The sequence below is a fragment of the Nocardia salmonicida genome, from assembly GCF_036142455.1.
Lineage (GTDB): Bacteria > Actinomycetota > Actinomycetes > Mycobacteriales > Mycobacteriaceae > Nocardia > Nocardia salmonicida.
Genome location: NZ_CP108014.1, coordinates 3,147,702 through 3,169,492, shown reverse-complemented (window position 1 = coordinate 3,169,492; position 21,791 = coordinate 3,147,702). Strand labels below are relative to the sequence as shown.

Here is a 21,791-nt window from a genome sequence, read left to right as displayed (position 1 = left end):
AGATGGAACCACGGGCCCGGTTCGTGCGTGACAGCGCGATCGTCGCCTACCGCAATCTGCTCACCATCCTGCGAGTGCCGACGCTGCTGGTCACCGCCACCATCCAGCCGCTGATGTTCGTGTTCCTGTTCGCCTACATCTTCGGTGCCTCGCTCGGCGGCGATCAGTACCGCGAATTTCTGCTGGCGGGCATCTTCACCCAGACCGTGGCGTTCAATGCCGCGTTCACCACCGTCGGGCTGGCCGGTGACCTGCAGAAGGGCATCATCGACCGGATGCGGACGCTGCCGATGTCGCGGCTGGCGGTGTTGATGGGGCGCACCCTGTCGGACCTGGTCGTCAATATCGTGAGCCTGGGCGTGATGTCGATCTGCGGGTACATCGTGGGCTGGCGCATCCACGGCAGCTTCGGCGACGCCGTGATCGCCTTCTCGATCATCTTGCTGTTCGCGTTCGCGATGTCGTGGGTCGGCGCCCTGACCGGTCTGGTCTCGCCGACGGTGGAAGTGGCACAGAGCGCGGGCCTGATCTGGCTGTTCCCGCTGACGTTCATCTCCTCGGCGTTCATCTCCGCCGAAACGCTGCCCGGACCCCTGCGCGCCATCGCCGAATGGAACCCGATCACCGCGGTCTCGGCAGCGGGTCGCAAGCTCTTCGAGAACGACTCGCCCCCCACCTTCGTCCCGGCGACGGGCTGGGCCGCGGAGAACTGCATCCTCTACGCGATCATCTGCTCGCTGGTCATTCTGGCCATCGCGATGCCGGCCGCCCTCCTGCAGTACCGCAAGGTCGCGAGCCACTGAACAAGCCCTCGAACGCCGAAGGCCGCCTTCCCCGGTGGGGGAGGCGGCCTTCGGCGTTGTGCGGTCGAACCGTCTTACCCGCGGCGGCGGGTCTTCAGGATGTCGAGGCGCTCCTTGAGCAGCTCCTCGAGCTCCTCCTTGCTGCGACGTTCCAGCAACATGTCCCAGTGGGTGCGCGGCGGCTTGACCTTCTTGGTCTCCACGGAGGTGCCCTCCATGAGCTGCCCCTCCTGGCCGTTACGGCACAACCAGGTGGGCGGGATCTCCGCGTCGTCGGCGAACGGGACGTCGAATTCCTCACCGTTGTCGGTGCGGTAGCGGGCGATCCGGCGCGGGGCCAGGTCGTGGTCGCGATCGGTCTCGTAGCTCACCGCTCCGAGCCGACTGCCCCGGAGTACGCGATCTGCCATGTGTGCTCCTGTAATTTTTGGCGGCTTGCGCCGCGGGTTCCTGTGCCTGTCGGCGGCTTGCGCCGCTGTCCTCGGCGCCGAACTCGCCGAGAACAGGTCGTCGTAGTACTACGTCAACGCACGGGAAGTCTGAACTGTTCCATTGTAGTCGTAGGGCTGGACAGGCCGGTCGACCCCCGAATCGCGCGGCGTCGTCTCGGCCGACATCGCCGAGGGTGCCCGCTCAGCGAGACCTGAACCGGCGAAGACCGGCACGGGCCGATAGGGTTTCCGATCATGTCGCGCAGTCGCCTGCTGTCCTGCCTGTGGTGCGGGCGGGAGATCGTGGATTCGGAGTCGGGTCGGCGTCGCCGCTATTGCCGCCAGTCGTGCCGCCAACGTGCCTATGAACACCGCAGCAGTCTCAAGGGGACCGGGATTCCCGAGGACGCGGTCGTGCTGACCGCGCAGGAAGCCGCGGATCTGGCGGATCGGTGGTTCGCGGCGCGGTGTGCGGCCGAGGACGTGGCGACGGCGGTGGGCGAGGGTGCTTCCCCGGCGGAGTTGGCGCAGCTGAGCGCGACGTTGGTGCAGTTGGCTCGGGAAGCCGAACGGCTCCGCTGAACGCGCGAAACCCCGTGCTTCCCACTGTGATTCGGTGGGGCGACACGGGGTCTCGGCATCGGGCGGGCGACAGCGGCGTCAGGTCGACAATGCCTCGCGCGAACGCAGGTACACGGCCGTGACGCCGCCTGCGACGAACAGCGCGAGGGCCGCCGCGGCGGCGGCGGTCGCGAGGTCGGGGCTGGTGAGGGCCTGACCGCGCAGCGCCTGCCAGGCCACGAGCGTGAGCAGGCCGAAGTAGCCGAGGACAGCGACCACGAGCAGGGCGGCCCGGGTCGTTTCGGTGCGCAACCAGGCGTATCGAGGCGCGAGGGCGACCAGGACGACGGCGAGCAGGAGCAGCACCTGGATGCCGTGCAGGCCGACGAAGTGCGGGATGCGCAGGTCGCCGCCGATGGTGCTCCAGTGGGTGATCGGCATGCCCGCGGCATTGTCACGTGCTGTATCGCCGGGCCGCACCGTGTGACCGGCCACCAATCCCACCACGGTGCCATCGGCCTGGCGGACGAGCTGCGGCCCGGTGAGCCCCATCAGGTATCCGAGTGCCATCCCGGTCACCGCCAGCCACAGCCCCGCCTTCAACGCGATCCTGGTCGGCCGGTCGGCCAGCTTCTGCCAGGAAATGATCATCGCCAGGACGAGATTCGCGAGGAACAACCCGGGCACGCCGGAGGCGAACACCTGCTGCCCGATCTCGTTGACCGGATCGGCGGAGTCGTTGAAATGGCTGAACGTCCCGCGTGCCGCCTGCATCGCGATGAACCCCACATCGACGACGCCGGTGATCGCGAAGACGGTGCCCAGCCACCAGGTGGCACGCCGCCCGCGATGCGGCAGCCGCAGGATCCAGGCCAGGGTCACGCCGTAGAGAGCGAAGGCGAGGCCGAACTTGGCGGGCTTGAGCCACACCGACTCGCCGAGCAGCAGCCGGTCGTCGACCACCATCCCGACGATCGACACCACGACCAACGCGGCCATGAGCGCGGAATTCACCAGCAGCGGGCCGTGCCAGGGCACGCGGTCGGTGCCATCGCGCGCGGCGTGGAACCTGATCCGGGACAGGGTGTGGGTGAGATCGATCGTCGCCATGGATCGAAGGTAGAAATCCGGTGCGCCACACCACGTCCCGCTGCGGAACGGTTCGGCTCCGATACCGGGGTACGGGTCGTCCTACCCGAGTTCTAGGGGTTGTCTCAGATTCCCATGCGCCAGATCGCCGCATCGACCGCACGGGGGGAGACGAGCGCGAGCGCCTGCAGAACGCGGGTGTAGGTCGGGTACAGCTCGACCGGGCGGGTCCGGATCGCGGTGGTGATCCAGTCGGCCGCCTCCTCGGCCGACAGCGCCGCCGCGTCGGCGTATTTGCCGGTGGGTGCGATCATCTCCGTGCGGACCAGCGGATAGCCGATCGTGGTGACGTGCACGCCGCGACGCCTGGTCTCCGCGCCGAGGCTGCGTCCGAACGCGCCCAGCGCCGCCTTCGACGCGTGATAGGCGGTGAACAGCGGCATCGACCCGGCGGCCACGCCCCACGTCGCGACATTGATGATGTGCCCGGTGCCGGCGTCGAGCATCGACGGCAGCAGTCCCATCGTGAGCCGCGTCGCCCCGAAGTAGTTCAGCGCCATGGTGCGCTCGTAATCGTGGAACCGGTCGGTGGTGTCGGCGGCGCCGCGGCGGATCGAACGGCCCGCGTTGTTCACCAGCACATCGACGGTCCCGAACTGCTCGAGCAGGGCCTTGGCCAGTGCGTCGTTCTGCTCGGCGTCGGCGAGGTCGCAGGTGATCATGTCGGCATTCCCGCCGTCGGCGCGGACCGCGTCGCGCACCTCGGCCAGTGGTTCGGCGTTCCTGGCGACGAGAACCACCCGCGCCCCTTCCCGGCCGAGGGCGTGCGCCGCGGCTTTACCGACACCCGAGGAGGCTCCCGTCACCACGACGGTTTTGCCCGCGATCTCCTGCCGCTCACCACGGATCCATCGTGCGAGCATGCCGGGCAGTGCGGGCGGGTTGAGCAGCACCGATTGTGCGACTTCGGCGAACACGGGGACTCCTGTCGAGTCGAGCGGTGGGGACGAACAGCGAATTTACTTAATAGTAAATTACAAAGAGGCCAATTGGGTGTCAACCGGCGGGGGGTCGAATGGTTGGATGGCTGGGTGAGCACAGCCGGTACCAAGGGCGTCCCGCGCCCCGAGCGCGAACAGCAGATCCTCGACGCGGCTGTCGCCGAAATCGGTCGTGTGGGTTACGCGGGGCTCTCCCTCGCCGACGTCGCGCAGCGCGCCGGAGTGTCCAAGCCGCTGGTGTACACCTATTTCCACTCCAAGGACGGGCTCTACATCGCCTGCGTGGACCGGGCGGCGGGTGTGCTGTTCGACGCGATCGAGTCCGCCATCGCCGGGGCCGGTGGTCTCAGCAAGGCCGAACGTACCCTCGACGCGATCTTCGTCGCGTTGGAGCCGCGCCCGCACGACTGGACCGTGCTCTTCGATCGATCCCACCCCGACGACGGACCTGCCGCCGACGCCGTCCGCGCCGCCCGTCGCCGGATCGCCGCCCAGGCCGCCCGCGGTGTCGCCGACGCCATCGGTGCTGTCGAGCTCACCGACCCCACCGACCTTTCCGCGCTGACCGATGTCTGGATGGGTGCGGTGACCTCGCTGGTCCTGTGGTGGTTGCGCCACGCCGATCAGACGGCCGCCCAGATGACCGCCCGCAGCCACCGCCTGATCGGCGCTCTCCTGACGGCCTCACGCTGAACGCGATTCGCACCCCGACTACCGCCGGGGTGCGAATTCAGTTGTGCGACAGCCGCTTACGAGACAACCGTGGTCGCTCCGGCAGGCGGGAGCAATTCCGCGAGCAGTGGGGCCCATTCGTAGCGGCGTTCGGGGAAGCAGCGCTCGAGCAGATCCCGCATGATCGACGGTGCGATGGAGGCGCCAGGGGAGGCGCCGAGGAGCCCGGCGATGCTGCCGTCGGCACCGGAGACCAGTTCGGTGCCGAATTCGAGTACTCCGCCGCGTCGACGATCGGGTTTCACCAGCTGGGCGCGTTGCCCGGCCTGGATCACGGTCCAATCGGCGGGGTCGGCGGTCGGGTAGAAACGTTGCAGCTGGGCGAACTTGCGTCGGGGTGAGGCCAGCAGTTCGGTGACGAGGTAGCGGACCAGATCGAAGTTACGCAGGCCGACCGCGACCAGCGGGACGATATTGTGCGGGCGCAAGGTGGTGAACAGGTCGGTGAGCTTGCCGTGGCGCAGCAGTCGGGTGCTGAATGTCGCGTAGGGACCGAACAGCAACGCGCTCGCGCCGTCGACCTCGCGACGATCCAGATGCGGCACCGACATCGGCGGTGCGCCCAGCGCGGCCTGGCTGTAGACCTTGGCGTGATGCTCGGCGACGACCTCGGGATTGTCGGTCCGCAGGAACTGCGCACCCAGCGGGAACACTCCGTACCCCCGCACCTCCGGCAGCCCGGCCCGCTGCAACAGCCGCAACGCGTATCCGCCCGCGCCGACGAACACGAACCGGGCCCGCACCTGGAACCGCCGTCCGCTGTCGAGATCGCGCCCGCGCACGGTCCACAGTCCGTCCTTGCCGCGGGTGAGACCGGTGATCTCACGATGCATCCGCACCGCGTTGCCCGCCGCGCGCATCGTCGACAGCAGCGACCTGGTCAGCGCGCCGAAGTCGACATCGGTGCCCGCGGTGTGCCGGGTGGCCGCCATCGCCTCGTCGTCGGCCCGACCGCGCACGAGCAGCGGTGCCCAGTCGGCGATCACCGCGCGGTCCTCGGTGTACTCCATCGCCGCGAACGCGGGCAGTTCCCGCAGTGTCGCGTAGCGCTGCCGCAGGTAGGCGATGTCGGCCTCGCCGAACACCGCCGTGACGTGCGGGGTCGGGGTCAGGAATGTGGCGGGCTCCAGCTCGCCACGGTGAGCCAGCGCGGACCAGAACCGGCGCGAGAGCGCGAACTGGTCGGCGATCTCGGCCGCCTTGGCGGCCTCGCTCGGGTCGGGCATGTAGTTGAGCTCGCACATCCCGGAGTGCCCGGTGCCCGCGTTGTTCCAGGGATGACTGCTCTCGGCCGCCGGTTCGCCGAGGCGCTCGAACAGTGCGATCGACCAGTCCGGCGCGAGCGTGCTCAGCAGGGCGCCGAGCGTGGCCGACATGATGCCGCCGCCGATCAGCACCGCGTCGAGAATGTCTTCGCCACTGCCGGATTCGGGCCGGATGGGTGTGGTGTCGTTCATTGTCGAACCTCCCGTGAGCTGTGTTCCTCTATCGTCACGCCGGTAGCAGTGATCCGTCCAACACGGAATCGCCGAGGATATGATCCGGATATGGATGATTCATCGGAGTCGGGAGCGCAGGCGCTGGCCCCGCTTCTCTCCGCCTTCGACGCGGCAGCCGAAGAAGGTCACTTCACCCGGGCCGCCCAGCGTCTCGGCGTGCCGCAGTCCTCGCTGAGCCGCCGCGTCAAGACGATGGAGCACCTACTCGGAGTGGCTCTGTTCCAGCCGGTCGGGCGCGGCGTCGCGCTCACCCCGCAGGGGCGTGACCTCTACGAACGCACGCGCGGGCTGGTGCGCGCGCTCGACGACGCGGTGCACCGGGTGCGTGCCGACGCCGACCCCGACAGCGGGCTGGTGCGTTTCGGCTTCCCGCTCACGCTGGGTCCGGTCAGCATTCCCTCGCTGCTGGCGCAGTTCCACACCCGCGCGCCGCGGATCCGGCTGCACCTGGTGCAGGCACACGGCGAGGCGTTGGCCGAGCAGGTGCGCGACGGCAGGCTCGACCTCGCGGTGATGATCCCGCCCCCGTCCGACCTGCCGACGGTCGACCTCGGACGTCAGCGCATCGACCTGCACGTGTCGCGCACGCATCCGCTGGCCGGGCGCACCCACATCGACCTCGCCGAACTGGCCGAGGAGGCGTTCATCGCGAACCCGCCGAGTTATCAGCTGCGCACCCTGCTCGACACCTGGTGTGCCGCAGCGGGGTTCACACCACGAGTGGTATTCGAAATCACCGAGTTCGAGACTCTGCGCGCCCTGGTCGCGCTCGGTCAGGGGGTCGCGCTCCTGCCTGCCGCCGAGGTCGACAATCCCGACCTGGCGGTGATCCCCATCGATGGCGAACGCGACCGCGAGGTCGGCCTGGTCTCGGGAGACCATGACTCGACGCTCGCGGTCGCGCGGCTTCGGGAATTCTTGATCGCGCGTCGGGCGGCGATCAGTGGGTGAGGATCAGTCCTGGGCGACGCCGGCGTCGATCCCACGCGCGGCGAGCCACGGGTGCGGGTCGATCGGGGCGCCGTAGAGCGAGCCGTCCGGCACGTGCACCTCGTAGTGCAGGTGGGGGCCGGTGGAGTTGCCCCGGTTACCGACGGTGGCGATGGTGTCACCGGCGTTGACGTGCTGACCGACCTGAACCAGGATGTCGTTCACGTGGCCGAACACGCCGATGGTGCCGTCGTCCTGCTGGACGCGGACCCACAGGCCGAAGCCCGAAGCCGGACCGGCCTCGATGACGGTACCGTCGGTGACGGCGAAGATCGGTGCGCCGATCGGGTCGCCGAAGTCGATGCCGTTGTGCGCGGTGCCCCAGCGGGCGCCGTAGTAGGAGGTCAGCCTGCCGCTGACCGGGCGAACGGTCTGCGGGCGCGGCGGCGGCGGGGGAGCGATGAACGGCAGCGCCGGAAGTTCCAGGCCGACCGCTTCGCGGTGCTCTTCCCACGGGATCGGGGCGGAGGCGGGGGTCTCGCCCTGCGGGCCCTGGGCCTCGGCAGGGGTGTACGCGGTGAAGCGGTACGGTGACTGGCCCGTGTTGATGGCCTCGGTGGCATCCGCGGCGATCGTGGTAGTGGGGACAGGGCTCTCGGGCTCACTGAAAGTGGCGACGGAGGTACCCACGAGTGCGGACAAAGCCACCGCACCCGCGACCACGCCTCCCCAACGACCTGCGAAGGCGTCGGAGACTCGAGCAGATAACGGGTTGGTCACGAACATGTTTAAGAACGTAGCTAAACCGTAACCTTCGCGGCGAATCCTGTGGCTGCGATCACGAAGCGGCAAAACCCCAGTTGATCTATAACAATAGCCTAACGATAGCTGGCATCCTCGGACTCACCGGGTGAAATGTCGCTGGTCAAGATCGTTGCCGAAATATCGCATCCCGGGGACACTGATTCAGTGGACGCTAACGGAGTCCGTGCCATCACGGCGTTATCCGACCCCACCCGGCGCGCGATCTTCGAATCGTTGCCGCAGGGTCCCCGCTCGGTGGCCGACCTCGCCACCGCCACCGGAATCACCAGTTCAGCGGCGTCGCAGCACCTGCGCGTGCTGCGGGAGGCCCACCTGGTCCGTATGCGTCGCGACGGGAACCGGCACCTTTACTCCCTGGACCCCCGCGGCCTCAACGACGCCCGCGACTACCTCGACAAATACTGGCCGAGCGCGCTGGCGGCCCATGCCGCCGCGCTGCGTGACGCGGTCGGTGACGACCAGGCTCAGCCCACTCGGCGGTAGCGCGACCTACCGGATTCGGCCCAGGCTTGCTTGTCCAGCTGCATGTCGACCGCTGAGATCACCTCGGGCACTCCGATCCGCAGCAAGCCGGGGTCGGGTGAGAGCCCGTCGGGATCGCCGACCTGTCCGGCCCATAGCACCGCGTGCCTGCCGAGCAGGTGCGCGGGCGGGCCGCCCCGGCGCGGCGGGGTCGGACCGAACAGCAGCACCGTGCGGGTGCCGAACGCCGTCGCCAGATGCGCGACACCGGTATCGCCGCTGATCACGAGGGCGGCTTCGGCCACCGTCGCCGCGAGATCGGTGAGGTTCTGCCGCCCCGCGAGGACGCGGTCGTCGGGCAGGCCCGCCTGCGCGGCCACCTGTCGAGCGATGTCGTGCTCGAACGGGTCGCCGGTGAGCACCACGTCTCGGCCGAGCACCAGCAGGTGCCGCACCACCGCGGCGAATCGCTCCGGCGGCCACCGGCGCGCGGGCGCGCCCGCGCCGATGTGGACGACGATGCTGTCGCGGCGGCTGATCGAGGCCACCGGCGGAACCAGCCCGAGGTTACGTCGATCCGCGTCGATGCCCTCGCCTTCGAGCAGACGGCACCACCGGTCGACCACATGCGCCTCCGGATCCCAGCGCGGACCGGCGAGCTTGGGTAGGGCGGGCGTTCGATGGCCGATGATCCGCTCGGCCCCGGTATCTGCCAGCGCTCGTGCGCTGGCGCCGTCGTGGCCGTGCAGGTTCACCGCCAATTCGGGCGCGGGACCATCCCAGATCAAGGCGGCCGGATCGGCGGTGGCGACGAGTTCGTCGACCGAGGAGATCAGGTCGACGATCTGCTCCAACCGATGCGGGGCCGCCAAGACGATCCGCTTCTGTGGTTCGGCCCGGCGCAGGGCACGCAGAGCCGGGACCGCGGAGAGAAGCTCACCGAGGCCCCGAGCTTGCAGCACGAGTACAACCGACACATTCTTCATCTACCCGAGACGGTCGCCGACCAAACTTTTCGCCAGGGCAACGATGTGACGGGCCGGTGCGACGGTCGCGGCGGGCGAGGCGCCCGATCGCGACACGATTACAGCCCCAGCTATTTTCCGGAAAACCGGAGCGACCGGGCATAACATCTCGTTATGACGACAAATACCGTGCTAGGGAGCCCGCTGACGGCTCTTGCCAAGAAGACCTGGCAAACAATTCTGGTCACCGGCCTCCTCGCGGTGGTCCTGGGCATCATCGTGCTCGTGTGGCCCGGTCCGTCACTGCTCGTGGCGGGCATTCTGTTCGGTATCTACATGGTTGTCAGCGGCATCTTCCAGCTGATCGCCGCCTTCACTCATCTGCCGAGCACCAGCTTTCGCGTGCTGTCCTTCATCAGCGGTGTGCTGTCGCTGATCATCGGCATCTTCTGCTTCCGCGACGATCTGACCTCGATCGTGCTGCTCGGGCTGTGGATCGGTATCAGCTGGCTGTTCCGCGGCGTGGCCGTGCTGTTCGCCGCGATCTCGGACCCGGGCGTGCCCGGCCGCGGCTGGCAGATCTTCTACGGCATCATCAGCGCGCTGGCGGGCGTCGTCTTGATCGTGTGGCCGATCTCGTCGCTGTCCACGCTGGTCTGGGTCGTCGGCATCTTCTTGATCATCATCGGTGTCATGGAAGTGATCACCGCCTTCGGTGTCCGCAAGGACGCGCATCTGCTGGACCAGCAGGTGGTCTGAGCTCCCCACGGAAAAGTTCGTCTGAACCGGCCGGTGCCTTCGGGTACCGGCCGTTTTCGTCTGAACTACGCTTCGCACCCATGGAATTCGTTTACAACCTGGTGGTCGTCACCCATCTGCTCGGCATGGCCGCGGTGGTCGGTGGCTACGTCGCGGGGCGCCCGGTGGTCTCGGAGCTGATGGTGTGGGGTGCTCGCGCGCAGCTGATCACCGGCGTGATCCTGGCCGGAATGGCTTCGGGCATCGACTCGCTCGACAAGGAGCCGGATACGGCGAAGCTGGCGGTCAAGCTCGCGGTCGCGGTCGCGGTGGCCGCGTTCGCCGAAATAGGCAGGGGTGATGCGAAGCGGGGCAAGCAGATCGACTGGATGACCGACGCGGCCGGTGGCCTCGCGATCGTGAACGTGCTGGTCGCGGTGCTCTGGACCTGAGCGCGACAGCGGCATGCGATTTCTCGGCGTCCACCACATCGCGATCATCGCGACGGACTACGTCCGCTCCAAGCGTTTCTATACCGAAACCCTCGGCGGCGCGGTCCTCGACGAGAACTACCGGGCCGATCGTGATTCGTGGAAGCTCGACATCGAGCTGCCCGGAGGGGTCCGCATCGAACTGTTCTCGTTCCCCGACCCGCCTGCCCGACCGAGCAGGCCGGAAGCCGCGGGCTTGCGGCACCTGGCGCTCGCGGTCCCGAGCGTGCCCGCCGCCCTCGACGAGCTGCGGGCGCGTGGCGTCCGGACCGAGGAATTGCGCACCGATGAACACACCGGCAAGCAGATGGCCTTCTTCTTCGATCCGGACGACCTGCCGCTCGAGCTGTACGAGGCGTGATCAGTCCGTGGAGCGGGCCCGTCGGGTCAATTCGACCGTCGCCGCGCGCAATTCGCTGATCTCCGACAGCGGCGCGGCGTAGCCGACCCGGGTGCGCGCCACTCCGCGGGGGGATTCCACGCGCAGGTCGAGGCCGTAGCGGTCGGCGCGCTCGCAGGTGGCGGCGATGGCGTCGGGGAAGCCGCCCAGCTGCTGGGCCATCGCCAGCAGTGCTTCGGCGTGGTCGGCGTTGAGGTGCGCGATACCGGGCGCGGCGTGCGCGACGATCGGGTCCGGCTGTGCGGCAAGGTAATCGGCGGCCGAGGCCGAATCCATCCGCCCGTAGCCGCCGACCCAGCGCACCCGTTCGATCCGCAGTACCCAGAGGGTGAAGTCGCTGTAGTCGATGTAGTACTTGGCCGCCGGGATCGCCGCCAAGTGGGCCGCGCGGGCGGCTTCGGCTTCGGCGCCGGTCGGCCGTTCCACGAAACCCGCGAGGGTGATCCTGGTGCCCGCGAGGGGGTCGGCGGGGATGTCGGGCGTGACGATCGCGATGCTGGCGCGCGGATCGGCGGCCAGGTTGCGGCCGTGTTCGGCCAGTCGCGACACGCTCAATACCGGTGCGCCGTCGAGCAATCCGTAGGTGATGAACGAGGCCCATGGTGCGCCGTCGGCGGTGAGGCTGGCCAGGGTGCCGGTATTGGTGCCTGCCGCGATTGTTCTGGCTTCTTCGGCCGGCGAGGGGCGGGCCTCGTTGGCCAGGGGAGCGGTCGGCAGCGGAATGGCAGGTGCGTCGCCCGGATCGCCGTGGTCGAGAGTCATGGCCACAGCGTATCCACCTGACGCGAGCGGCGGGGCGTGCTCGACAACCAGCTGTGCAGCGCATCGTAGACAGCGTCGTGATTGAGCAGGCTGAAGTGGTTGGCCGCGGGGATGTGCAGGTCGTTGACCGCGTCGAAATCCAGGCGCCTGGTCCGTCCGCGTCCCGACCCGCTGCCGGAGAGAACCATGCCGTCGCCGATGATCACGCCGAGTGGATGCTTCGGGCTGTGGGTGATGGTCGTGGTGACGAAGTAGTGATCGACGCCGGCGAGCAGCGGCACTTCCTTGACCGCCCGTGCGCGCAGAGTGTCCACATCGAGGTCGCGCCAGTCCTCGTCGACCAGCGAACCCTGACGCAGGTCCCGGATGCCCGCGCTACGCCTACGCAACAAGGTGCTCAGCGGCCGGGTCTCGGGCAGTCGGTCCAGTGCGGCCGAGGCGTAGTGCACGAACTGTTCGAGCGGCGCACCGTGGTGCGGGGAACCGAGGCAGACGATTTGTCGCACCGATCGCACCCACGCCTCGCCCGACTCCTCGGCCTGATGGCAGGCGCTGCGCATGATCAGCCCGCCCATCGAGTGCCCGACCAGGCAGATCTCGTGCACCGGCATCGGCCAGCTGTCGACCAGACGGGTCAGCAGGGCGCTGAGCTGGGCGGCGTTCTCGGAGATGTGCAGGCCGGAATTGAAACGGACGAAGACCGGGATGTAGCCGAGATCGGCTTCCAGGCGCTCGCCGTAGGTGGGGCGGTGACCAAGGCGCCAGGAGTGTTCGGTCTCCACTAGTCCGTGCAGGAGCACGACCAGTCTGGTCGTCGGCACGGGGACGTGGGCGGCGAACTCTTCGGGCGGAACAGGGACCCCGTCGATGCGAAAGGTCATGGGGGAGGAGAGGATCGGGGTCTCGTCTTCCAGGGTGTCACCGATCAGCCCCTGGATCGCGGCCAGTACGCCCGAGCCCCACACCGTGCGCGACGGCGCGGTGACGCCGGGCAGCGTGACCGCGCTCGCGACCTCGCCGACGACGAATCCGGTGCCGCTGACGGCCGCGTAGATGCTGTCGGTGATGGCGTCGTGCACGATCTTCACCGGAGCCGCCGCCGGTCCGACGCCGAACCGCACTGCCGCGAACACCCGATCGGAGATGGCGCGGTGGATGGCCGCGATCCCGGTGACCGCACCGACGAACTCGTCACCGGCGAGCCGCGTGAGCGCCTGTACTTCGGCCTGGGATTGGGGGAGCTGCTCCGTCACAGTCTTGAGAGTACAACTGTGCACTGAAAGGCGTCAGATCTGGGGGCGGCTTCGAGACCTGCGACGATGCTGGGCCGTCAGGTCTGGGGTGGGTCACAAACTACATACCGATACTGCGATATGCGCATCAATGAATATTGTTGCGCCAGATGACTGAGGGGTCGGCTGCGCCGACCGGGCTCGGGACGGCGGGAGCCCCGCCGTCCCGGTGATCACGGCCGGTGTGTGATCGCGTACCAGAGCGCGCCCATCGTGCCGAGCACGAACAGGGGGGAGATGACCCAGGTCTCGACCCGGTTCCCGGTCCGTTCGATCAGCGGCACCCGGGTACGCAACGGAAACGGCCACAGCAGTCGGCAGCCCCGGTCGGTCAGGCAGTCGCCGAGCAGGTGCGCCAGACACCCGAGGCCCACGCAGATCGGGAGCCACACCGGCCGATCGACGATCCAGTGATCGACGGCGAAGGTCCCCGCCGTGGCGAGCACGATCACCGTCCCGTAGGTACGCACACTCTTGCCCGGCGGGCACAGGTGCAGCGAACGCACCGCCAGCGCGAGGAGGAAGAACACCAGGCCCAGCGTGAACGGCCGCCCGAGATAGTGCTCGCCCGCCCAGGTCGCCGCGACCGCGGCGACGACGAACAGCAGTGAGTGCGTTCCGTGACGATGCCCGCCCGACGCCCAGGAGATGAAGCGGCACAGGTGATGTGACACCGGGCCGAGCACGTGGGAGATGGTGCCGCTGGGATGATCCGCGTCCGGCAGCAACGCCGCACCCGCGGTGAGCAGCGTGCCCATGATGAGCTCGGCGATGCCGAATCGCGTTGTCTCGCTGTCGAACAGGGGGAAAGCGGCGACGGTGAGTGGTAACGCCGCGGCAGTACCTGCCCAGGCCAGCGCCCCACTCGTCGCATGTGAATGTCCTAGCACCCCGCAACGTTAGAGTACGTCACGACTTCGGCGCATATGCCGTGGACAGCGCCGGAATGCGGGGACCAGTCGCGAGATTCACGTGTTCGTGGTGTATCGCTCGAGTTAGTCGCTGCCTCGAGCGGAATGGTTGCCGGGGTGGGTGAGCTGCTGGTTCTATCGCCCGGTGACCGAAACCATCGACGTGCCACGCATAGTCCACGCCTCCCGCGACGTCGCGGCGAGCCCCGCCGCGATCTTCGACCTGATCGCCGATCCCGAGCAGCAGCCCCGCTGGGACGGCAACGACAACCTCGCGCAGGCGAGCTCGGGCCAGCGGGTCCGCGCGGTCGGTGACGTGTTCACCACGACGCTGACCAACGGTGCCGACCGCGACAACCACATCGTGGAGTTCGAGGAGGGTCGTCGCATCGCGTGGAATCCGTCCGAGCGTGACAAGACCCCGCCCGGGCACCTCTGGCGCTGGGAGCTCGAGCCGATCGACGAGACCCACACCCGGGTGACCCACACCTACGACTGGACCGAACTGCACGACGAGCTGCGTCAGGTGCGGGCCAAGGCCACGACCGCCGACAAGCTGCAGGCGTCGGTGGACCGGCTGGCCGAGCTCGCCGAGTCCTGACGACAGCGAAACACCCTGCGACGCACAGTGCGTCGCAGGGTGTTTCGCTGTTCGGATCAGGCTGTGACGTCGAACCGATCCAGGTTGCTCACCTTGGTCCACGCGGCGACGAAGTCGTGCACGAACTTCTCCTTCGCGTCGTCGGTCGCGTAGGCCTCGGCCACCGCTCGCAGCTGCGAGTTGGAGCCGAACACCAGGTCGACCCGGCTACCGGTCCAGGTGACCGCGCCGGTCGCGCGGTCGCGGCCTTCGTAGACGTTGTCGTCGGTGGCCGACGGCGTCCACTCGGTACCCATGTCGAGGAGGTTGACGAAGAAGTCGTTCGTCAGCGCCCCCGGGGTTTCGGTGAACACACCCAGCGACGAGGACTGGTAGTTCGCGCCGAGCACGCGCAGACCACCGATCAGCACGGTCATCTCCGGCGCGCTGAGCGTGAGCAGGTTCGCCTTGTCGATGAGCAGGAACTCCGCGGGGATCTGCGCGTCCTTGGACACGTAGTTGCGGAACCCGTCGGCCGCGGTCTCGAGCGCGTCGAACGACTCGACGTCGGTCTGGTCCTGGGTCGCGTCGGTGCGGCCCGGCGTGAACGGCACCGTCACCGGGAACCCGGCGGCCTGGGCGGCCTGTTCGACGCCGACCGCACCGCCGAGGACGACCAGATCGGCGAACGACACCTGCACGCCGCCGGTGGCGTTGAACGTCTCCTGGATGCCCTCGTAGACCCGCACCACCTGGGCGAGCTCGTCGGGCTGGTTGACCGCCCAGCCCGCCTGGGGCTGCAGCCGGATCCGGCCACCGTTGGCGCCGCCCCGCTTGTCGCTGCCACGGAACGACGAGGCCGCCGCCCACGTCGTCGTCACCAGCTGGGCGATGGACAGGCCAGAGGCCTGGATCTGGCCCTTGAGGGCGGCGATCTCGGCGTCGCCGATGAGCGGGCCGTTCTGGGCGGGAACCGGGTCCTGCCACAGCAGCTCCTCGGACGGCACCAGCGGGCCGAGGTAGCGCACGACGGGGCCCATATCGCGGTGGGTGAGCTTGTACCAGGCGCGCGCGAACGCGTCGGTGAACTCCGCGGGGTTGTCCAGCCAGCGGCGGGTGATCGGCCCGTAGATGGGGTCGAACCGCAGCGACAGGTCGGTGGTCAGCATGACCGGCGCGCGCTTCTTGCCCGCGATGAACGGATCGGGCACGGTGTCGGCGCCCGCGCCGTCCTTCGGGATCCACTGATGCGCGCCCGCCGGGCTCTTCGACAGCTCCCACTCGTACCCGTAGAGGGTTTCGAGGAAGTTGTTGTCCCAGGTGATGGGGGTGCTGTTCCAGATGCCTTCCAGGCCGCTGGTGATCGCGTCCTCGCCGACGCCGGTGCCGAAGCTGCTCTTCCAGCCCAGCCCCTGCAGCTCCAGCGGCGCGGCTTCCGGTTCGACACCGACCAGGTCCGCGTCACCCGCACCGTGGGTCTTACCGAAGGTGTGCCCGCCTGCGATGAGTGCGGCGGTCTCCTCGTCGTTCATCGCCATCCGGGCGAAGGTCTCGCGGATGTCGACGGCGGCGGCGAGGGGATCCGGATTGCCGTTGGGGCCTTCGGGATTGACGTAGATCAGGCCCATCTGGACCGCGGCGAGCGGACGGTCGAGGTTGCGTTCACCGGTGTAGCGTTCGTCGCCGAGCCAGGTGCGCTCGGGACCCCAGAACACGTCTTCCTCGGGCTCCCACGCGTCGACGCGGCCGCCACCGAACCCGAAGGTCGGCAAGCCCATCGACTCGAGCGCGACATTGCCGGTGTAGACGATGAGGTCGGCCCAGGAGAGCTTGCGGCCGTACTTCTTCTTCACCGGCCACAGCAGGCGGCGCGCCTTGTCGAGGCTGGCGTTGTCGGGCCAGCTGTTGAGCGGGGCGAAGCGCTGCAGGCCGGCGCCCGCGCCGCCGCGGCCGTCGCCGACCCGGTAGGTGCCCGCGGAGTGCCAGGCCATCCGGATGAAGAACGGGCCGTAGTGGCCGAAGTCGGCGGGCCACCAGGACTGCGAGGTCGTCATGACCTGCTCGATATCGGCCTTCACCGCGGCCAGGTCGAGGGTGGCGAATTCGGCCGCGTAGTCGAAGTCTTCGCCCATCGGGTTCACCGAGGGCGGATTCTTCTGCAGCAGTGTGAGATTGAGCTGGTTCGGCCACCACTCGGCGTTCGCTCCGCGCGCGTCGGTGGAGGCGAACGGACGATGCATGACGGGGCAACCACTGTCACCGGCTTCCGTGTTGGCTTCCGCGATAGGTGGGTGTTCCTCGGGCACGGTGAATCCTTTCAGGAGAGTGATGGTGATGTCGTGCAGTCGGGGCACCTGCCCCAGTAGATGACTTCTGCCTCGTCGACGACGAAACCGCGGTCGTCGAGGGGAGTCAGACAGGGCGCGTCGCCGACGGCGCACTCGACATCGACGATCACCCCACAGGATCGGCACACCAGGTGATGATGGTTGTCACCGACGCGGGTCTCATAGCGCGCGACGGTGCCCATCGGCTGGATCCGCCGGAGCAGTCCGGCGCTGGTGAGTGCCCGCAGTACGTCGTAGACGGCCTGCTGGCTGACGGCCCCGAGGGTGGCTCTGACTCGGCTCAGAATGGTGTCCGTGTCGGCATGCGGATGCTGGTGCACTGCGGTGAGCACCGCCAGGCGTGGCGCGGTGACGCGCAGTGAGGCTGCACGCAGCATCTGTTCGAAGTCCGATGTGGTGGACACATTCCAAAGTATGACTCATTCCAGATTACGAGGGAAGGGTTTTCCGGAATAAGTTGGGATGACATCTCGGGCAATCCACGCAATACTGGCGGGGAGACCGGCTCGGGGAGGCTGGTTCACGATCATGGGGTGGGAACGATGTCGAGTCGTCAGTGGTATGCCGTGTCCGCGATCGCGGCGGCCCTTCTGGTAGGTGGATGCGAGTCGGGGCAGTCCGTCGACGCCGCGCCGACGAACAGCTCATCGAAGGCCACCACGACCGTGCGCGCGAGCACTCCCGCGGCGCCGGTTCTGAACCGTCGCGGCGAGAACGGTGCGGTGGTCCAGCAGGACGGGCTGGTCGGTGCGGGCAAGCTCGACATCGTCAACGGCAACAGCGACGACTTCGCGGTCGTGGTCACCAACGGCGATCCCAAGAAGCCACAGGCCACCATCTACGTCCAGGGCAATTCCAGCGCCACGCTCAACGGTATCGACGGCACCTACTACGTCTATCTGAAGACCGGAAAGGATTGGGACGAGGCGACGCTCGCGTTCACCCGCGAGCGCGAGTTCCAGAAGTTCGACGACCAGTTCGACGGTGACTCCGACTGGGAGATCACGCTGCAACCCTCGATCGGTGGCAATGCCAGCACCAGCGACGTACCCTCCTTCTGAGCGCGAAGGAAGGCGACAGAACTGTGAACTGTGCCAAGGTATGTCCGCTCCGCCTGCGCGTCGACTAGCCTGCCGGGTGTCCGTTCCCCGAACGAAGGTGATTCATAGTGACTTCCGTAGTCGATGTCCCGCCCGTCGATGCCCCTGATACTGCGTCGAAGGTAGGGCACTACTACCGGGTAGAGGGTGTCTACGAGGTCGGCCGCGAGAAGATCCGCGAATACGCTCGCGCGGTCCAGGACTTCCACCCCGCGCACTGGGAGGACGAGGCGGCCGCCGCGCTCGGCTACCCGGGTCTGGTCGCGCCGCTGACGTTCGTGTCCATCCCCGCTATGGCGGCCAACAGGCTGCTGTTCGAAACGGTGGTGGTCGGCTACGACATGTTCGTGCAGACCGAGCAGGTCTTCGAACAGCACAAGCCGATCGTGGCCGGTGACCGCCTCGTTGTCGACGTCGAACTGTCCTCGGTGCGCACGATCGCGGGCAAGGACCTGATCACCGTCACCAACACCTTCGTCGACGAGCTCGGCGAGACCGTCCACATCATGCACACCACTGTCGTGGGCATCACCGGTGACGACGGGGTCGATCCCGCGATCACCGCCGCGGTGGAGAACATCATGGTGCACGGCGTGAGTATCTACAGCGCCGACAAGAACGCCGTCGTGGAGACCACGCTGCGTCCCGAGGGTGAGATTCCGCTGTCCGTCGAGGGCGGTGCCCGCGTTCCGAACACCACGATGTCGTTCGACGAACTGACCGTCGGCGACGAACTCCCGCTGCGTGATGCCCGCATCTCGCGCGGCGACCTCGTCAACTACGCCGGTGTCTCCGGTGACGTCAACCCGATCCACTGGGACGAGAAGATCGCCGAGCTGGCCGGCCTGCCCGACATCATCGCCCACGGCATGCTGACGATGGGTCTGGGCGCGGGCTTCCTCTCCACCTGGTCCGGCGACCCCGGCGCCGTCACCCGCTACGGCGTTCGCCTGTCGACCTACACGATCGTCGGCAGGGAAGGCGGCCAGGTCGAATACGTCGGCCGCGTGAAGTCGCTGGACCCGGCCACCCGCAGCGCGGTGATCGCCATCGTCGCCAAGTCCGGCGGTCGCAAGATCTTCGGTCTCGCGACCGCGAACCTGCGCTTTCGCTGAACCCGGCGCGGTGGACCCGGATTCCTGATCGGGTTCACCGCGGCGCGGCGGCGACCTCGGATCGCGGTGTGGCGTCCGGGATGCCGATCCCGACCGGGTTAACCCGCACCCACGTGCTGTTGACCGCCGAGGTGCCCGACAGCGGGTCGATGCGGGCCGGGTCGTGCAACAGGTTGACATTGGCGCCCGGCAGTCCCGCCGCGACGGTCCAGCCGACCCCGGGTTCGCGATGCCCCCATCCGTGCGGGATCGCCACCACCCCGGGGCGAATGTCGCCGCTGATCTCCACCGGTACCTCGATCGACCCGACGGGGGATTCGATCGTCGCCGGATCGCCGTCGGCAAGACCACGGGCGGCGGCGTCGTCGGGGTGGATGAGCACGGTGCAGCGGTCACGGCCCTTCACCATCGACGGGATGTTGTGCAGCCAGGAGTTGTTGCTGCGCAGGTGGCGCCGTCCGATGAGTTGTAGGTCGTAACCGGGTTCGGGCGTCGCGATCGTCTCGTCGAGGACCGTGCGCACCGCCGCCAGGAAATCCTCGGGCACCAAGTGCGTCTTGCGGTCTCCGGTGCCGATCAGCTCGGGCAGCCGTGGCTGCAACGGGCCGAGGTCGACACCGCCCGGTGTGTCGCGGATCTTGCTGAGCGTCAACCCTTTTCGTCCGCGGCGCAGGACGCCGTAGGGGCCGGTCGCGACGGCCGCCGCCGTCAATCGCAGGGGACTGAGCTGTTCGAACGCGGCGTTGAGCGCGCGTCCGGCGAACCGTCGTCCCGGCAGCGGTACCAGTTCGGTCACCAGCCGGGCCAGGATCTGCCAGTCCTCGAGTCCGTCGGCTGGTGGATCGAAGACCTTGGCGTCGTAGCGGGCGTTGTTGCGCACGCTGAATATCGGGAACAGCAGGCTCAGTTCCTCGCGCTCCAGCGCCGAGACGGGCGGCAGGATGAAGTCGGCGTGCCGGGTCGTCTCGGTGACGTACATGTCGACCGCCACGTAGAAATCCAATGATTCCAGCGCGGCGTCGAGCTTGTCCGCCTGCGGAGTCGAGAGCACCGGATTGCCCGCGTAGGTGATCATCGCCTTGATCTGGCCCGGTCCGGGGGTGAGGATCTCTTCGGCGAGGACCGCGACCGGCAGTTCGCTGCGGAACGACTTGTGCGCGCCGGACCGGTCGGTCCACGCGCCGTGGCCCATCGGCAGGTACTTCGCGTAGCGGGCGGCGTCGACGGCCGGGGAGGCGAACATCTGCCCGCCCGCCCGATCGAGATTTCCGGTCACCGCGTTGATCGTGTTGACCAGCCAGTGGGTGAGCGTGCCCGTCACCTGCTGGCACACCCCGATCCGCGCGTACAACACCGCGGAGGGCGCCGCCGCGTGGTCACGGGCCAGCCGTCGGATGGTCTCGGCGTCGACGCCGGCCAGCGGCGCCATGCGTTCGGCGGTGGTATCGGCGACCAGTTCGGCGAGCTCGTCCCAGCCGGTGCAGAGCGACCGCACGGCCTGTTCGTCGCACAGTTCCTCGACCATCAGCACGTGCAGCATCCCGAGCAGCAGGTAGATATCGCCGCCGGGACGGACTGCCACGTGCTCGTCCGCCAGCCGGGCCGTTTCGGTGCGGCGCGGGTCGATCACGACCACGGTGCCGCCGCGTGCGCGGACGTTCTTGATCCGCGTCTTCGCGCCGGGCATGGTGGTGATCGACCCGTTGGATACCGCGGGATTGGCGCCGAGCACCACCAGTCGGTCGGTGCGGTCGATATCGGTGACCGGCATGAGAACGTTCGAGCCGAACATCCGCCACGCGACGAATTCCTGCGGGAACTGATCGATCGAGGACGCGGAGAAGAAGTTGCGGGTCAGCAGGGCGGTCCGAAGCAGCGCTCCGTACATCACCGAGGAGCTGTGGGCGGCGGGGTTACCGATGTACATCCCGGTGGCGCTATGACCGTGCGCGGACCGCACCGCGCGCAAACGCTGCCCGATCTCTCGGAATGCCTCGTCCCAGCCGACGGGCTCGAAGGTGTCGCCGACGCGGCGCATCGGTGTCCGCAGCCGGTCCGGATCGTGGTGCAGACCGCCCATGGCTGTGGCCTTCGGGCAGATGTAGCCCTTCGACAGCACGTCGTCAGGGTTGCCCTCGATGCGGGTGACCTGCGAATCCTCGACGGTGACCAGAATTCCGCAGTGTGCCTCGCACAGTGTGCATTGCCGTGCAATCGTCGTGCTGTCCACAGCTTTCCTACTTTCCGCTGAGCCCGGTCATGCCACGGTAGCGCGACCGGGTGCTCGGCATATCCGTCTACGGTCGGATTTCCGCGCAGCCCGGCGAGCGGGCGTAATATCGTTTGCGATACGAAGGGCCTTCCTTTCCGCTCGGGTGAGGAGCAGATGCGATGCGTTCCATAGTTCGTCTCGGCTTCGCGGCCGCCGCGGTCACGGTCGCCGGGATCGCCGGGCAGGCCACCGCCGCCGCCCAGCCCACCTATTACGACCCCGTCATCACGCCGTGCAGTCACCTGTTCCGCACCCCGCTCGAACTGCCGCGCCCCGGCACCGACGTTTATTGGAGCCCGTTCGGCACCTCGAACATCGTCTGCTTCGACGATGGCACCGGGATGGAGCGCTACTACCAGCGAGACCCATGGGGTCGCTGGCACGACGTGAACGAACTGACCCCCGGTCACTTCTTCTACGTAATCTTCGATTCGTCGGTTCCGGATCACGCGAGCTGGGGCTGAGCGGACCGAGGGACGCGGCC

Annotated in this window: 24 protein-coding genes; 12 read left to right on the top strand and 12 right to left on the bottom strand. The window is 68.0% G+C overall.

The window, feature by feature from the left end; genetic code table 11:
* Nucleotides 1-2 precede the first annotated feature (2 nt).
* Entirely contained in the window at nt 3-803 is an 801-nt protein-coding gene (locus OHS03_RS15080; protein ID WP_056815247.1) for an ABC transporter permease, read from the top strand.
* A 74-nt stretch (nt 804-877) separates the two neighbouring features.
* Here the strand turns inward: OHS03_RS15080 and OHS03_RS15075 are convergent, their stop codons facing one another.
* The gene (locus OHS03_RS15075; protein WP_056809774.1) at nt 878-1,213 is read right to left on the bottom strand and encodes an RNA polymerase-binding protein RbpA; all 336 of its coding nucleotides are present in this window, start codon (nt 1,211-1,213) and stop codon (nt 878-880) included.
* Between the two features lie 276 nt (nt 1,214-1,489).
* On the opposite strand from OHS03_RS15075, the gene OHS03_RS15070 reads away from it, so the two are divergent.
* Complete coding sequence (locus tag OHS03_RS15070; RefSeq protein ID WP_056809772.1) at nt 1,490-1,816, top strand: hypothetical protein; 327 nt, start codon at nt 1,490-1,492, stop codon at nt 1,814-1,816.
* A gap of 78 nt (nt 1,817-1,894) precedes the next feature.
* Here the strand turns inward: OHS03_RS15070 and OHS03_RS15065 are convergent, their stop codons facing one another.
* The gene (locus tag OHS03_RS15065) at nt 1,895-2,905 is read right to left on the bottom strand and encodes a hypothetical protein (protein ID WP_328663417.1); all 1,011 of its coding nucleotides are present in this window, start codon (nt 2,903-2,905) and stop codon (nt 1,895-1,897) included.
* Nucleotides 2,906-3,009: 104 nt separating this feature from the next.
* On the bottom strand, nt 3,010-3,861 hold the full coding sequence (locus tag OHS03_RS15060) for an SDR family oxidoreductase (RefSeq protein ID WP_328663415.1): 852 nt from the start codon (nt 3,859-3,861) through the stop codon (nt 3,010-3,012).
* Nucleotides 3,862-3,975: 114 nt separating this feature from the next.
* Here OHS03_RS15060 and OHS03_RS15055 point away from each other — a divergent pair, with 114 nt between their 5' ends.
* The gene (locus OHS03_RS15055) at nt 3,976-4,578 is read left to right on the top strand and encodes a TetR/AcrR family transcriptional regulator (RefSeq protein WP_328663413.1); all 603 of its coding nucleotides are present in this window, start codon (nt 3,976-3,978) and stop codon (nt 4,576-4,578) included.
* Between the two features lie 56 nt (nt 4,579-4,634).
* On the opposite strand, the gene mqo is transcribed toward OHS03_RS15055, so the two are convergent.
* Entirely contained in the window at nt 4,635-6,074 is a 1,440-nt protein-coding gene (mqo, locus tag OHS03_RS15050) for a malate dehydrogenase (quinone) (protein ID WP_328663411.1), read from the bottom strand.
* Between the two features lie 90 nt (nt 6,075-6,164).
* Here mqo and OHS03_RS15045 point away from each other — a divergent pair, with 90 nt between their 5' ends.
* Nucleotides 6,165-7,067, top strand: coding sequence for a LysR family transcriptional regulator (locus OHS03_RS15045; RefSeq protein ID WP_328663409.1), 903 nt, complete (start codon nt 6,165-6,167; stop codon nt 7,065-7,067).
* A gap of 3 nt (nt 7,068-7,070) precedes the next feature.
* On the opposite strand, the gene OHS03_RS15040 is transcribed toward OHS03_RS15045, so the two are convergent.
* On the bottom strand, nt 7,071-7,736 hold the full coding sequence (locus OHS03_RS15040) for a M23 family metallopeptidase (RefSeq protein ID WP_328663408.1): 666 nt from the start codon (nt 7,734-7,736) through the stop codon (nt 7,071-7,073).
* A 279-nt stretch (nt 7,737-8,015) separates the two neighbouring features.
* Between OHS03_RS15040 and OHS03_RS15035 the strand changes: the two genes are divergently transcribed.
* Complete coding sequence (locus tag OHS03_RS15035; protein WP_328663406.1) at nt 8,016-8,354, top strand: ArsR/SmtB family transcription factor; 339 nt, start codon at nt 8,016-8,018, stop codon at nt 8,352-8,354.
* Here the strand turns inward: OHS03_RS15035 and OHS03_RS15030 are convergent.
* A complete protein-coding gene (locus OHS03_RS15030) occupies nt 8,336-9,319 on the bottom strand; it encodes a glycosyltransferase family 9 protein (protein WP_482809849.1) in 984 nt (327 codons plus the stop codon). The genes OHS03_RS15035 and OHS03_RS15030 overlap by 19 nt on opposite strands.
* A gap of 153 nt (nt 9,320-9,472) precedes the next feature.
* On the opposite strand from OHS03_RS15030, the gene OHS03_RS15025 reads away from it, so the two are divergent.
* The 3 genes from OHS03_RS15025 (at nt 9,473) to gloA2 (ending at nt 10,888) form a co-directional block, all read left to right on the top strand.
* The gene (locus OHS03_RS15025) at nt 9,473-10,057 is read left to right on the top strand and encodes an HdeD family acid-resistance protein (protein ID WP_328663404.1); all 585 of its coding nucleotides are present in this window, start codon (nt 9,473-9,475) and stop codon (nt 10,055-10,057) included.
* Between the two features lie 80 nt (nt 10,058-10,137).
* Nucleotides 10,138-10,488, top strand: coding sequence for a hypothetical protein (locus OHS03_RS15020; protein ID WP_328663403.1), 351 nt, complete (start codon nt 10,138-10,140; stop codon nt 10,486-10,488).
* A 13-nt stretch (nt 10,489-10,501) separates the two neighbouring features.
* Nucleotides 10,502-10,888 (top strand): SMU1112c/YaeR family gloxylase I-like metalloprotein, encoded by a 387-nt coding sequence (gene gloA2 / locus OHS03_RS15015; protein ID WP_328663400.1) that lies wholly within the window; start codon nt 10,502-10,504, stop codon nt 10,886-10,888.
* Here the strand turns inward: gloA2 and OHS03_RS15010 are convergent, their stop codons facing one another.
* The 3 genes from OHS03_RS15010 to OHS03_RS15000 all read right to left on the bottom strand — a co-directional run bounded on the left by OHS03_RS15010 (nt 10,889) and on the right by OHS03_RS15000 (nt 13,871).
* On the bottom strand, nt 10,889-11,689 hold the full coding sequence (locus tag OHS03_RS15010) for a HugZ family pyridoxamine 5'-phosphate oxidase (protein ID WP_056815237.1): 801 nt from the start codon (nt 11,687-11,689) through the stop codon (nt 10,889-10,891).
* On the bottom strand, nt 11,686-12,942 hold the full coding sequence (locus OHS03_RS15005) for a lipase family alpha/beta hydrolase (protein WP_328663398.1): 1,257 nt from the start codon (nt 12,940-12,942) through the stop codon (nt 11,686-11,688). Before OHS03_RS15005 ends, OHS03_RS15010 begins: the two co-directional genes overlap by 4 nt.
* A 212-nt stretch (nt 12,943-13,154) precedes the next feature.
* A complete protein-coding gene (locus OHS03_RS15000; protein WP_328663396.1) occupies nt 13,155-13,871 on the bottom strand; it encodes a metal-dependent hydrolase in 717 nt (238 codons plus the stop codon).
* Between the two features lie 166 nt (nt 13,872-14,037).
* Between OHS03_RS15000 and OHS03_RS14995 the strand changes: the two genes are divergently transcribed.
* Complete coding sequence (locus tag OHS03_RS14995) at nt 14,038-14,493, top strand: SRPBCC family protein (RefSeq protein ID WP_063006572.1); 456 nt, start codon at nt 14,038-14,040, stop codon at nt 14,491-14,493.
* Between the two features lie 56 nt (nt 14,494-14,549).
* Here OHS03_RS14995 and katG read toward each other — a convergent pair whose 3' ends face one another.
* On the bottom strand, nt 14,550-16,778 hold the full coding sequence (gene katG / locus OHS03_RS14990) for a catalase/peroxidase HPI (RefSeq protein WP_328663394.1): 2,229 nt from the start codon (nt 16,776-16,778) through the stop codon (nt 14,550-14,552).
* A gap of 11 nt (nt 16,779-16,789) precedes the next feature.
* A complete protein-coding gene (locus OHS03_RS14985; RefSeq protein WP_387218796.1) occupies nt 16,790-17,197 on the bottom strand; it encodes a Fur family transcriptional regulator in 408 nt (135 codons plus the stop codon).
* A gap of 165 nt (nt 17,198-17,362) precedes the next feature.
* Between OHS03_RS14985 and OHS03_RS14980 the strand changes: the two genes are divergently transcribed.
* Both OHS03_RS14980 and OHS03_RS14975 read left to right on the top strand, forming a co-directional pair.
* The gene (locus OHS03_RS14980) at nt 17,363-17,881 is read left to right on the top strand and encodes a hypothetical protein (RefSeq protein ID WP_328663393.1); all 519 of its coding nucleotides are present in this window, start codon (nt 17,363-17,365) and stop codon (nt 17,879-17,881) included.
* A gap of 107 nt (nt 17,882-17,988) precedes the next feature.
* Nucleotides 17,989-19,035: a fused (3R)-hydroxyacyl-ACP dehydratase subunits HadA/HadB gene (locus OHS03_RS14975; RefSeq protein ID WP_328663391.1), complete on the top strand. Its 1,047-nt coding sequence runs from the start codon at nt 17,989-17,991 to the stop codon at nt 19,033-19,035.
* Nucleotides 19,036-19,069: 34 nt separating this feature from the next.
* Here the strand turns inward: OHS03_RS14975 and OHS03_RS14970 are convergent, their stop codons facing one another.
* Nucleotides 19,070-21,265, bottom strand: a complete 2,196-nt coding sequence (locus tag OHS03_RS14970; RefSeq protein ID WP_328663389.1) for a molybdopterin oxidoreductase family protein — start codon at nt 21,263-21,265, stop codon at nt 19,070-19,072.
* 161 nt (nt 21,266-21,426) lie between these two features.
* On the opposite strand from OHS03_RS14970, the gene OHS03_RS14965 reads away from it, so the two are divergent.
* Nucleotides 21,427-21,771, top strand: coding sequence for a hypothetical protein (locus tag OHS03_RS14965; protein WP_328663388.1), 345 nt, complete (start codon nt 21,427-21,429; stop codon nt 21,769-21,771).
* Nucleotides 21,772-21,791: the final 20 nt, after the last annotated feature.